This is a genomic window from Aliarcobacter thereius LMG 24486 (assembly GCF_004214815.1).
Taxonomy (GTDB): domain Bacteria; phylum Campylobacterota; class Campylobacteria; order Campylobacterales; family Arcobacteraceae; genus Aliarcobacter; species Aliarcobacter thereius.
This window is the reverse complement of sequence record NZ_CP035926.1, coordinates 1871223-1884389: the sequence shown is the minus strand read 5'-3', so window position 1 is coordinate 1884389 and position 13167 is coordinate 1871223. Positions and strand designations below refer to the sequence as shown.

Annotated in this window: 9 protein-coding genes; 3 read left to right on the top strand and 6 right to left on the bottom strand. The window is 26.4% G+C overall.

Translation table 11 applies throughout. The features are described 5' to 3' along the window. Nucleotides 1-21: 21 nt before the first annotated feature. Both ATH_RS09660 and ATH_RS09655 read left to right on the top strand, forming a co-directional pair. The gene (locus tag ATH_RS09660) at nt 22-1248 is read left to right on the top strand and encodes a BaiN/RdsA family NAD(P)/FAD-dependent oxidoreductase (RefSeq protein ID WP_066390038.1); all 1227 of its coding nucleotides are present in this window, start codon (nt 22-24) and stop codon (nt 1246-1248) included. An 84-nt stretch (nt 1249-1332) separates the two neighbouring features. Further along, nucleotides 1333-3294, top strand: coding sequence for a methyl-accepting chemotaxis protein (locus ATH_RS09655; protein ID WP_066390040.1), 1962 nt, complete (start codon nt 1333-1335; stop codon nt 3292-3294). Nucleotides 3295-3334: 40 nt separating this feature from the next. Here the strand turns inward: ATH_RS09655 and ATH_RS09650 are convergent, their stop codons facing one another. The 4 genes from ATH_RS09650 to ATH_RS09635 are packed head-to-tail and all read right to left on the bottom strand — an operon-like array spanning nt 3335 to nt 10760. Further along, on the bottom strand, nt 3335-4720 hold the full coding sequence (locus tag ATH_RS09650) for an efflux transporter outer membrane subunit (protein WP_066390042.1): 1386 nt from the start codon (nt 4718-4720) through the stop codon (nt 3335-3337). Between the two features lie 2 nt (nt 4721-4722). Beyond that, nucleotides 4723-7830: an efflux RND transporter permease subunit gene (locus tag ATH_RS09645; RefSeq protein ID WP_066390044.1), complete on the bottom strand. Its 3108-nt coding sequence runs from the start codon at nt 7828-7830 to the stop codon at nt 4723-4725. Continuing rightward, nucleotides 7827-8954: an efflux RND transporter periplasmic adaptor subunit gene (locus ATH_RS09640; protein ID WP_066390664.1), complete on the bottom strand. Its 1128-nt coding sequence runs from the start codon at nt 8952-8954 to the stop codon at nt 7827-7829. The genes ATH_RS09645 and ATH_RS09640 overlap by 4 nt, the downstream gene beginning before the upstream one ends. Nucleotides 8955-9011: 57 nt before the next feature. Next, nucleotides 9012-10760 (bottom strand): GGDEF domain-containing protein, encoded by a 1749-nt coding sequence (locus ATH_RS09635; RefSeq protein WP_066185385.1) that lies wholly within the window; start codon nt 10758-10760, stop codon nt 9012-9014. A gap of 126 nt (nt 10761-10886) precedes the next feature. Here ATH_RS09635 and ATH_RS09630 point away from each other — a divergent pair, with 126 nt between their 5' ends. Further along, nucleotides 10887-11240 carry a hypothetical protein gene (locus ATH_RS09630; RefSeq protein ID WP_066181905.1) on the top strand — a complete coding sequence of 118 codons (354 nt, stop codon included), beginning with the start codon at nt 10887-10889 and terminating at the stop codon, nt 11238-11240. Nucleotides 11241-11243: 3 nt separating this feature from the next. Here ATH_RS09630 and ATH_RS09625 read toward each other — a convergent pair whose 3' ends face one another. Both ATH_RS09625 and ATH_RS09620 read right to left on the bottom strand, forming a co-directional pair. Beyond that, a complete protein-coding gene (locus tag ATH_RS09625) occupies nt 11244-12398 on the bottom strand; it encodes a multidrug effflux MFS transporter (RefSeq protein ID WP_083190906.1) in 1155 nt (384 codons plus the stop codon). Nucleotides 12399-12482: 84 nt separating this feature from the next. Continuing rightward, on the bottom strand, nt 12483-12920 hold the full coding sequence (locus ATH_RS09620; protein ID WP_066181902.1) for a Dps family protein: 438 nt from the start codon (nt 12918-12920) through the stop codon (nt 12483-12485). Between the last annotated feature and the right edge of the window lie 247 nt (nt 12921-13167).

Sequence of the window (13167 nt, the reverse complement as noted above, 5' to 3'; positions counted from 1 at the left end):
AATAAAGATTTAGGATAAGTTTTGAAAATAGCAATTATAGGTGGTGGTGCAGCTGGAATAATAGCAGTAATTACAGCAAAAAGATTAAATAAAGATTTACAAATAGATATTTTTGATGCAAATAAAAGTTTGGGGAAGAAAATACTTGCAAGTGGAAATGGAAGATGCAATATTTCAAATACAAAAATTACATCAAAGAATTATTTAGGAGAAAATCCAGATTTTGTAAATTTTGCTTTAAAAGAGTTTGATTTTAAAGCTTTTCTTAAATTTTGTAAATCTATTGGATTAATGCTAGATATAAAAGAGAGTGGAAAAGTTTATCCACTATCAAATGAAGCAAAATCAGTAGTAAATCTTTTGGCTTTAGCTTTAGAAAAGCTAGAAGTAAATATTTATTATGAACATTTTATACAAAAAGTAGAAAAAAAAGATGATAAATTTATAATTATTGCAAATGAGAAAGAGTTTAAAAACTATTCTAAAGTTTTAGTTTCAAGTGGATTAGGAGCAGCTCCTCAGTTAAATTCAACTGAAATAGGGCTTGAAATAGCTTCAAGTTTTGGACACACTTACAATCTTACATATCCAAGTCTTGTTGGACTTCAAACAAAAGAAAACTACAATGGAAAACTTCAAGGTGTAAAAAAAGAGTGTAAAGTATCTTTATATGTAAATGGAACTTTAGAAGATGAAATTTTTGGAGATGTTCTATTTACATCTTATGGGGTTTCAGGGTTTGCAATACTTGATATTTCACAAAAAGCAGTTTTGGCTTTGAGTCAATATTTTGATGTAGAATTAAGAGTTAATTTATTTCCAAATTTAAATGTAAATGATTTAGCAGATCAGATTGCAACTCTCTTTAAATCTTTACAAAAAGAGAGAGTAGTTGATGTTTTAGTAGGAGTTGTTTCAAATAAAATTGCTCCTATTTTACTAAATATTTGCAAAATAGATTTAGATACAAAAATAGAAGATATAAATACAAAACAGATAAAAGCAATTTCTCACCAATTAAACTCTTGGAGATTAAAAATAGTAAATACACAAGGATTCTCTCATGCAGAAGCTAGTGGAGGAGGTGTAAAAACATCAGAGATAAATGATAAAACATATGAAAGTAAGCTTATAAATAATTTATATTTTGCTGGTGAGGTTTTAGATATTGTTGGAAATAGAGGTGGATTTAATCTTCATTTTGCTTGGGCAAGTGGTTATATAGTGGGAAGAGCTTTGATTAAATAATTTAAACTCATATAAAATAATATTTTTAAATTTAACTAAAGAATACAAAGGTAAAATATCAAAATTTTACAAATGAGGACTAAGATGTTAAAGAATTTAAATACAAAAACAAAATTATTTTTATTTCCTGCAATATTTGTTATTACAATTATAGCAACAATTATAATATATAGCTTATCAATAACTTATGTACAAGAGAGAATTAAAGTATCTTCTCAAACAACACAATTAATAGATAATTTACTTAAAGCGAGAATTGCTGTTTATCAATTTATGTTAAATCCTACAAAAGATGAAAAAGAAAATGTAGATAAAAAATGGGAAACTATGATAAAAGATACTCTATTATTAAAAGATTTATTTGCATCAAGTGAGAATAAAGAGCTTTGCGATCTTACAATCTCTTATATAAAAGATTATGTAAAAAGCCTTGATGCTTTAGCAGAACACTCTTTTAGTACAAATAAAGATGAAACTAGATTACAATATGAATCTACTATGAAATCTATTGTAAAACTAGTAACTAGTATAGAAAAAAACTATGATGATATGAATAAAAGAAATGCTGAATTAAGAGATAATTCAATTCATTCATTAACAATGAACTTACTTCTTGTAGGTTCTTTATCGATGGTACTATTCATATTATTCTCTATTTTCTTATCAAACTCAATTACAAAATCATTAAATAACTTTAAATCAGGACTTTTAAGTTTCTTTAATTTCTTAAATAGAAAATCAGATGATGTTGTAGCATTAGATGATTCAAGCAAAGATGAATTTGGGGAGATGGCAAAACTTATTAATGATAATATTGATATTGTTCAAGATACTTTAGAAAAAGATCATGAATTAATTGATGAAGCAAAAGCTGTTATGATAAGAGTTAGAAATGGTTGGTATTCTCAAACAATCGACAAAACAACTCCAAATAGATCTTTAAATGAATTTAAAGATGAATTAAACTCAATGATAAGTAATACAAAAGAGAGATTTGAACATATAAATGATATTTTAAGTGCTTACTCAAATTATGATTATAGACCAATTTTAGAACTTGGAAAAGATGATGAAGAAGGTGGAGTTCTTGAGAAGATGATTACAGGAATAAATACTCTTCAAAATGCGATAGTTTCTATGTTAAAAGATAGTTTAAAAAGAGGAGTTAGTCTTGAAGAGTCTTCAAAAACATTGATTGAAAATGTAAATAGTTTAAATCAAAGTTCAAATGAAGCAGCAGCATCTTTAGAAGAAACAGCAGCAGCTCTTGAAGAGATTACAAGCACAGTTATTAGTAATTCAAATAATGTTATTCAAATGTCTGGTTACTCAAATGAAGTTAGTAATTCTGCTAAAAAAGGTCAAGAGATGGCAAGAAATACAGCAAATGCTATGGATGAAATTACAAATCAAGTAAACAATATAAATGAAGCAATAAGTGTAATAGATAATATTGCATTTCAAACAAATATCTTAAGTTTAAATGCAGCAGTTGAAGCAGCAACAGCAGGAGAAGCTGGAAAAGGTTTTGCAGTTGTTGCTGGTGAAGTAAGAAATCTTGCAAATAGAAGTGCAGAAGCTGCAAGAGAGATTAAAGATATTGTTGGAATAGCAAATTCAAAAGCTCAAGAAGGAAAAAATATTTCAGATCTGATGATAAAAGATTATGAAGGACTTTTAAGTAATATTGCAAAATCTTTAGAGATGATAAATGAGATATCAAATGCTTCAAAAGAGCAACAAAGTGGTATTTCTCAAATAAATGATGCTGTTACAATGCTTGATCAGAAAACACAACAAAATGCTGTAATTGCTTCAAAAACACAAAGTATTGCAAATCAAACAGATGGAATTTCTAAAAATATTGTAGAAGATGTTATTGCAAAAAGATTTATTGGAAAAGATGATATTCTTGTAAAAAGCAGAAAGCAGTCATCAAAAGAAGATAAGCTTGTAAGTAAAGAAGAAGTAATAAAAAATGAAAAGCCTACGAAAATTCTTGAAATAAAAGAACAAAAATCAGATGATGAGTGGGAAAGCTTTTAAATAAAGAGGATTATCCTCTTTATTTAAAGCCAAGAAATAATTACTCTTTTATCTCTCCACCTAAAGTTTTAAAAATATCTACTCTATTTTCTAGCTCACTTAAAACTAAATTTGTATAAGCTATTTTCGAATTTATATACTCTTTTTGTGCAATTAGTAAAGATAGATAACTTCCTTTCCCAATTTTATATGAGTTTAAAACAATATTATATGTATCTTTTAAAGATTCTAAAAGTAAAGAGTAGTTCTCTAGTTTAGAAGCAATATTTTTTCTAATAGCCAAAGTATCATTTACTTCTTTGAAGGCTGTTTGAATAGCTCTTTCATACTCTTTTAAAGCTATTTCTTGCTCTTTTTTTGAATATTCTAATCTTTTTATATTTTCACCAGCAGTAAAAATAGGAATATTTATACTTGGACTAATTTGCCAAAATGTATTTTGGTTTGAAAATAATCCACTTAGAGAGTTACTAGCATAACCAGTATTTGCAGTCAAGCTAATACTTGGGAAGAAAGCAGCTCTTGCTGCACCTATATTTGCATTTTTTTCTCTTAATTTAAATTCATACTCTTTTATATCAGGTCTATTTAGTAAAACATTTGATTCTATTTGATAATTTAAAGTATCAATATAATCAGCTTTTAAAAAATTGCTTGGTATTAAGTTTTCATCAAGTTTAGAAGAGATTAAAAGTTCAAGTGCATTTATACTTTTTGATACTTCATTTTCAAACTCTAAACTTATATTTTCCATCTCTTTAAGTGAAGCTAAACTCGCCAACATTTCCTGTTTTGAAGCAGCTCCTAAAACATATTTTTTACTTGTTAAAGTATAAACTTCTTCTAGATTCTTTAGAATTTCATCTGATAGTTTTTGATTTTCTAAGCTACTTGCTAATTTTAAATAAGAATTTATAGTTTCAGATATCAATAGAAGCTTTGTACTATTATAAGCATATTTTGTAGCAAGAAAACTATTCTTAGCAGCTTCATTTAAACTTTGATTTTTACCAAATAAATCAAGCTCAAAAGATGCTGTAACATTTGCTTTATAGTTATTTAATATTCTATTATTTGGATTTGTTGTATCACTTGCTTTTGTTCTATCTAAAGAAGGGTTTGCATCTATTTTTGGAAATAGATTTGAAGTTTGTATTCCATAAAGAGCTTTTGAACTCTCAATTTTTAAAAGAGCTATTTCTAAACTCTTATTATTTTCTAAAACAAGATTAATAATAGTTTTTAGTTTTTCATCTTTTAAAAACGCATTACTATTTAACTCTTCAAATCTCTTATTTTTATTCTGTTCATAATTTTTAAATGACTCTTTTGTAAAATCTTTATCTTCAAGATTAAGATTTGGCTGCATTGAAGTACAAGATACAAAAAAGAGTGCTAAAATAAAATAAAATATATATCTAAACATTTTTACTCTTTACTAAATACTTTTTTTATAAATATATAAAATAGAGGAACTAAAAATAGAGTCAATATTGTTGCACTAATTGTTCCACCTATTATTCCTGTTCCTATTGCAATTCTACTGTTTGCACCAGCACCTGAGGATATTGCAAGAGGTATAATTCCTGCAATAAATGCTAAAGAGGTCATAATTATTGGTCTTAGTCTTAGTTTAGCACCAAGAATTGCTGACTCTAATAAACCCATTCCATTCTTATAAGAACTATTTATAAACTCAACTATCAAAATGGCATTTTTACTTGCAAGTCCCATAACTGCCAAAAGAGCAACTTGGAAATAAATATCATTATGTAAATCTCTTAAAAGTACAGCCAATACAACCCCAAAAAGTCCTAAAGGAACAACTAATATTACAGAAAAAGGAACACTCCAGCTTTCATATAAAGCAGCCAAACATAAAAATACAACTAAAAGTGAAATAGAATATAGTAGCATGGATTGATTACTAGCCATTCTTTCTTGATAAGATGCTCCACTATATGCACTCATAGTTCCATTTGCTAATGAGTTAGATATTTTATCCATCTCTTTCATTGCAAATCCAGAACTAACTCCATCTTTTGCATCACCTTCTATTTGATAAGACATAAATCCATTAAATCTAGTTAATTGTTCAGGTCCATATTCCCAAGAAAAATCACTAAATTCTGAGAATGATGTCATTGAACCACTATTATTTCTTACTTTCCATTTATAAAGATCTTCAGGAGCACTTCTAAATGGAGCATCACCTTGAATATAAACTCTTTTTACTCTAGTTCTATCTATATAATCATTTACATAAACACCACCCCAAGCAGCACTTAAAGTAGTATCAATATCCCTTAAGTTTATTCCTAGACTTGTTGCTTTTTCAATATTGTAAGAGATTTTTAATTGAGGAGATTCTTCAGCACCATCTGATCTTACAGATTTTATATATTGATTATTTTTAGCTTCTTCTATAATATTATCTTTAACTTCTAGTAACTCTTCTCTACTTATGTTTGAACTTGCTAGTAATTGGAATTCAAAACCATCATTAGAACCTAAACCTTGAACAACACTTGGATTAAAGGCAAAAACTCTAGCATCACGAATAAAATATTTACTATTTGGATCATTAAACTCTTTTAATGCTCTTGCAGAAATCTTATCAACATGACCATCTTTATCTCTTTCATCCCAAGACTTTAAAGATATAAAAGCTGTACCAACATTTTGTCCACTACTTCTTGAGCTAAAACCTGAGATTGTGAAAATTGTATTTAAATATTTCTCTTCTTTTTTCATAAAGTAATCTCTGATAATATTTGCAGTATCAACTGTTCTTGAAGCAACAGCTCCACTTGGAAGTGTATATTGAACCATCATACTTCCTTGATCTTCTTTTGGAAGAAAGCTTGTTGGAAGTTTTGTAAACATATAAACTGATGAAATAATAATTAATAGATAAAAAAATGCCCATCTTTTTGAGAAAAATATACTTTTCTCTACAAGTTTAGAATATTTTTCTGTTAAAGATTCAAATTTTGAATTAAACCAATAAATAAATCCTCTATTTTTTTCTTGATGAGGTTTTAAAATAGTTGCACAAAGTGCAGGAGTTAAAGTTAAAGCTACAATAACAGATAAAATCATAGATGAAACAATAGTAACAGAGAATTGTCTATATATAACTCCCGTTGAGCCTCCAAAAAATGCCATAGGTAGAAATACAACTGATAAAACAGTTGTAATACCTATTAATGCACTTGTAACTTCTTTCATTGATAAAATAGTTGCTTCTCTTGGATTTAAACCTTTTTCATTCATATTTCTTTCAACATTTTCAACTACAACAATAGCATCATCAACCAAAAGACCAATAGCTAAAACAAGAGCAAACATTGTAAGAGTATTTATTGAAAAACCTAAAATATTTAATATAGCAAAAGTTCCTAAAAGTACAACAGGAACAGCAATAGCTGGGATTAATGTTGCTCTAAAATTTTTCAAAAATAAAAACATGACTAAAACAACTAAAATAATTGCTTCAATTAAGGTTTTAATAACTTCATAAATAGAAGCTTTTATAAATAGAGTTGTATCCCTTGGATAAGCTATTTTATAGCCTTCAGGTAAAAAACTTTCACTCTGTTTTAAAAACTCTTTTACTCTATTAGAAGTAGCAACTGCATTTGCACCACTTGCAAGTTGAATAGAAATTCCTGAAGCAGGTGAACCATTTAAAGAAGTGATGTTGCTGTAACTTTGTGCACCAATCTCCACTCGAGCAATATCTTTTATTTTTACACTACTTCCATCTAGATTTGCTTTTAGAATTATATTTTCAAACTCTTCGACAGTTTTGAATTTGCTTCTAGCTGTAACAGTAACTGACAGTTGTTGATCACTTAATGTGGGCATAGAACCTAATATTCCAGCACTTGCTTGAGAATTCTGAGAATTTATTGCACTTTGTATATCGCTAGGAATTAAAGAAAATTGTTCTAGTTTATAAGGATCAAGCCAAATTCTCATTGCATATTGACCACCATAAACACTAACTTCTCCAACACCATCAATTCTTGCAATACTATCTTGAAGATTGCTTACTAAAAAGTCACTAATATCTGTTCTATCTGCACGATTACTTGAGTCATAAACACTTGCTAACATTAAAAAGTCATTTTGTGATTTATATACTCTTACACCTTGTCTTTGTACATCTTCAGGAAGTCTTGATAAAATCTGTTCTACTTTATTTTGAACTTGAACTTGTGCAATATCAGGGTTTATTCCTTGATTAAAAACTACACTTATTCTTGATCTTCCAGATGAACTAGAGCTTGAAAAGAAATATAACATTCCATCTAGACCTGTTAGTTGCTGTTCTATTATCTGAGTTACACTATTTTCAATAGTTTCAGCAGAAGCCCCTGTATAAGTTGCAAAGATATTTATTTGAGGTGGAGCAATATCAGGATATTGTTCAACAGGTAATAAATATAGGCTTACCACACCACTTATCATAATAATAAGAGATATAACCCAAGCAAAAATAGGTCTAAATATAAAGAAATTTGCAATCATTTTGATACTTTGTATTTGCTATTTAAATCTTTTGGAGATATTTTTGTATTACGATTTATCTTATTTAAACCCTCAATTACTACTTTGTCTTTTTCATTTAATTTATCTTTGATAAGCCAGAAATTACCAAATGATCTTAATATCTCAACTTTTTCTTCTCTTGTTGTTAAATCATCATTTATTAGTGTAATTATAGGATTTGCTTTTTGATCTCTTAATACAGCTTGTTGAGGAAGTAAAAATCCATCAAAGCTTTTTTGGCTTTGTAAATTTGCTTTTACAAACATTCCTGATAATAAAATATTGTTTGGATTATTAAATATTGCTCTTATTTTTACTGTTTGAGTATTTTCATCAACGCTAAGTTCTTTGCTTTGTAAATTACCTTCAATTTCATAAGATAAATCATCATTTAAAGCTAAAGTTACTTTTGTATTGTTATCAAAATCTATTATTGATTTTGCTCTTAGATATTCACTATAAGAAAGATTTAAATCTACAAAAACTGTACTACTATCTTTTATACTTGCTAAAAAATCACTTTGATTTGCATTTACTAAAGCACCTGTTGTAACAGTAGAAACACCAATATAACCACTAATTGGAGCTTTTATTTGACATCTATCTAAATTTATTTTTGCATCTTCTAATTCTGCTTCTTTCTTTTTAACTTCAGCTAGTGCTTGAAGATAAGATGCTTCAATCTCTTCAAACTCTTGTTTTGAAATACCTTCAAACTTTAGTAATTCATTTGATCTTGAATTTTTTGCTAAAGCACTTTTTAAATATGCATTTGCACTTTGTAATTCAGCTTTTATTTTATTATAATTTGCTTTGTATGTAGAATCATCTATTTTATATAAAATATCGTTTTGCTTTACAAAACTTCCTTCTATAAATAGTTGCTCTTTTATTATTCCACTAATTTGTGGTCTTATTTGTGCAATCTGTTTTGCTTTTACACGACCACTTAAAGTCATATCCAATAAAAGACTTTGTTTAACAGGATTTATATATCCAACTTCAACTATTTTCTCTTTGATGCTTGATTGTTCAACATTTGAACAAGAGCTTAAAAATATAGTTATGAAGATTAAAATTAGTAGTTTTTTAAATATTTTCAATTTTATTCCCAAATTTTCTTTTAATTCTATAATATTAAGATTAACATAATTTTAATATTAATAAAGATTATCAAAAATTACTGCTTTATCTCTTCCATTCTCTTTTGCTTTATAAAGTGCAATATCTGCATAATTTAATAGCTCATCAGGACTTTTAATATTTTTATTAAATGAAGATATACCTAAACTAATAGTTAATTGCTTAGGATAGGTACTAAATATATGATTTTTAATAGCTTGATTTAATTTTTCTGCTAATAAGATTGCATCTTCACTTGAGCTATTTGGGCAAATTATTAAAAACTCTTCTCCTCCCCATCTTCCTAAAATATCAGATTCTCTAATAGAAGATTTCAAAATAGAAGCTGTTTCTTTTAATACATCATCACCTATTTTATGCCCGAAATTATCATTTACTAATTTAAAAAAATCAATATCTAAAATAATAAGACTAAAACTACTTTCATATCTTTTTGCTCTTTCAAACTCTTGTTTTAAAGCATCATCAAGTTTTGTTCTATTGTATAAAGATGTTAATTTATCTGTAATTGATAGCTCTTTTAATTCAGCATTTTTTATACGCAACTCTTCAGTTCTTTGTGATATCTTCTCTTCAAGATAAGTTTGGTGTTCAAAAATTGATTTTGACATAGATGTAAAAGAATCAGAAAGTAGAGCAATTTCATTTATATTTGTATCTATTTGAATTATATTAAAATCTTTACTTTTAATTCTATTACTCTGTTCTACTAAAGAATAAATAGGTTTTGTAATTACTCTTGAAAGATATAATATAAAAGGAATTGTGAGAATATTTAAAACAACAAAGATAGACAATAGCCATATTACTTCATTCTTATATGGTTTTGTTAATAATTCATAATCAGCAAGAATTGCTAAATAACCATTATTATAAGTCTCTAAATCAATAACTTTTAAGATATATTTTTTATCATTTTCTTCTATGATTCTAGCTTTTTTATAATATTCTTTGTCGAAGTTATTATTTAGAATATTCTTAAAAATATTTACATCTTCAGATAAGTAAGATAGGATATTTTTTTCTGGATCAAATAAAAACAGATCCATACTTTCAACTTCAATATGCTTTTTTAAAGAGTCTAAATAGTTATGAATTAATAGATCTAAAGATATTATAAACTCATTATTATAAGACTTTTTTGAGTAAGTAATACCTAATGCTTGGGCATTTATAAAATGGTATGGAAATGTTTTTGTAACATTATCACTTATAACAGCACTTTTAAACCAAGGTCTTTGTTTTGCATCATAATTATTCTTTTTTATTCTTTGAGAGCTAATCTTTAAATCTTTATCATAAAATGTATATTCAATATTATTTACATTATGATTTATAGATTTTAATAAAAGCCATCTTTCATTCTCTTTTGCATTATAGAAATTTCCAAGCTCTTTATCTATATTTAAATCTATAACTTGAATAAAATCATTTTGTTTTGAAAATGTATAAATAGCATATAAACTAGAGTTTGTTTCAAGAAGTTTTGTATAAATTTCTATAACATTTAAATCTTCTTCAATAAAACTAAGAACTTTTACTGTACTTGAATAAGTAATATCTTTTTGTTCAATATTATTTTTTAAATCTATTGATATTCCTTCAAGTTTTGAATTAATTTTAGAAATAGCTATTTTTTCGCTATAAAAAAATAATTGACTAGCTATTACAATTGTTAGAATAGAAACTATTAGTAATGAAAATAAGAAAATTGTATTGCTTAGAGAAATACCTTTATTAAAAATGACTTTTGATACTTTATCCAATATATAACTCCAATATTAATAGAAGATTATATCAAATAAAACAAAATATTTAGTTTGAACTTTCATCAAAGTTTTGTTAACATAAAAAATAATTAATATAAAACAATATAGAAACGAAGGGAAAATATGAATAAGAATTTTGAAAAATTAGTTCAAGAAGAGTTTAATTATAATATTGCATTTCAAATACATTTAAAAGAGTTTAACCAAAATGTAAGAGATGAACTTGAAAGAAGAGTAAGTGAAGTTTTCTTTTTCTCAAAAGGTGTTGATTGGAAGTTCGATAGTTTTGGAATAGAAAAAGCTGGTGAAAGAAAGATTGATATTTTGGGATATTTTATTTTTAGAGCAGTTGAAGTAGATAAAATAAAAAAACTATTTACTGATGAATTTAAAGATTATCCAAATGCAATAAAACTTTCATGTTCTGTTGCAAAATATCAAAAAACAGATGAAGAGTTTTTTGAGATAGAGTTATAAAGCCTAAGCTTTATAACTTTTTAAAATAATTAGATTTATTATAGAAATCAATGTAATACTAAAAGCAATTATAAAAAATCCATCATCTGCAAAGTTTAAAGCAATAGATGAAATTATAGCTCCTAATCCAAACTGTAAAATTCCAATAACTCCACTAGCAACTCCAGCATTTTTAGAAAAATGTTCCAAAGCCATAGCCATACAATTTCCAAAAATAAAAGCCATCATACTCATATATGAAGCAATAATAATCATAATTCCAAATAAATTTATATCTTTATGAATTATTAAAAATATTACTCCTATAAATATTTGAAATAGTATTGCAGATTTTGCTATAAAAAGTGCAGAATATTTTTTAAGTAAAGATACATTTACTTTTATCATAAACATTAAAATAATGAAGTTTATACCAAAAAATAGTGGAAATAAATCAGTAGAAATCTGAAAATGTTCAATATAAATATAAGATGTTCTTGCAATTATTATGAAAAAACCACCAAAACTAAGAGCAAGTACAAACATGGCTTTTAGTGCTGTTTTATGGGTAAGAACACTTTTATATGATTCAATAATTCCAATAGAACTTTTTACAAAGCTTTCAGGTAAATCTTTATATATAAAAAATGCAACAAGTAAAGCATAAATTGTAAGAAAAACAAAAATTCCTTCCCAAGGAAAGAAATGAATAATAGCTGCACCAATAACAGGTGCTATGAGTGGAGCAATACTTCTAATAATTCCAATTAAAGAAAAAACTTTTGCTGCTTCTTGTCCTTTAAATCTATCTCTTATAGCAGCAGCAGCGTTTACAACAGTAATTCCACCAAAAAATGCTTCTAAGAATCTATAAATCCAGAGTTCATATACTGAAGAAGAAAAGATGATTAAAAAACTAAAAAAAGCATAACCAATAAGTCCAATTATTGAACCAAATCTTCTTCCATATCTATCAGAAATAGGACCACCAAATATTTGTCCTGTGGCAAAACCTATTAAAAATATAGATAAAGATAGTTCAATTTGATAAGTATTTACATTAAAATATTTTGCAATTTCTGGAATAGATGGTAAATATGTATCAACTCCCATTGGAGCAACAGAAGATAATATTGATAATAATATTATTAAATATATGTGATTAATTGATTTTTTCATTGATGCTCTTTAAATAGGAAATATATAAAATAAAATGTAGAGAAGGTAGTATTCTACCTTCAATAAGTGGCTTATAAAAGTATGTTATTTTAACATACTATTTAACATCCATAAATTTTTTTCTAGTTCAGCAACTTTATCATCTGCAAAAGCTTCAGTTCCTTTATCATTTGCATCACCAGCAACTTGGCTTAATGTTTTGAACTCTTTTAATAAATATGTAAAATCTGTAACAATTTTTTCAACAATCTCTTTTGACTTAAAGCAATCAGCAGTTTCTGTTGCAATTTTTGTTGTTTTTGCTAGGGCATCTATTGTAAGAAGTGCTTTCCCACCAATAATAATTGCTCTTTCAGCTGTATCATCAAAAAGAGTTGACATCTCATTATATAAACCTTCTGTAAAGTTATGAACAGGATGGAAATCCATTCCTTTTACATTCCAATGAAAGTTATGAAGCTTTACATAAAGTGCGTGAGCATCTGCTTGAATTTGGTTTAATTGAATAATTATTTTTGACATTTTAAATCCTTTTTAATAATAAAATACTCTTTATTATATATACAAAATAATAAATTGTCAATATTAAATGATAATCTTTATAATTTAGAAAGATAAAAGCAAGATGATAATTTTATTTATAAAGCTTAAAATAATCTTAAAAACTAAGTCTATTTATGTTTAAAATAGTTTCTTTGAGATACAATCAATTGTCATAGTTGATTATTTTGGTGTTTTTATATCTTTATTAATATAAAAATTATACAAG

What these genes read in the sequence shown, in the direction of transcription:
- ATH_RS09655 (WP_066390040.1), top strand. Translation starts at nt 1,333, where the DNA reads ATGTTAAAGAATTTAAATACAAAAACAAAATTATTTTTATTTCCTGCA.
- ATH_RS09650 (WP_066390042.1), bottom strand. Translation starts at nt 4,720, where the DNA reads ATGTTTAGATATATATTTTATTTTATTTTAGCACTCTTTTTTGTATCT.
- ATH_RS09645 (WP_066390044.1), bottom strand. Translation starts at nt 7,830, where the DNA reads ATGATTGCAAATTTCTTTATATTTAGACCTATTTTTGCTTGGGTTATA.
- ATH_RS09630 (WP_066181905.1), top strand. Translation starts at nt 10,887, where the DNA reads ATGAATAAGAATTTTGAAAAATTAGTTCAAGAAGAGTTTAATTATAAT.
- ATH_RS09625 (WP_083190906.1), bottom strand. Translation starts at nt 12,398, where the DNA reads ATGAAAAAATCAATTAATCACATATATTTAATAATATTATTATCAATA.
- ATH_RS09620 (WP_066181902.1), bottom strand. Translation starts at nt 12,920, where the DNA reads ATGTCAAAAATAATTATTCAATTAAACCAAATTCAAGCAGATGCTCAC.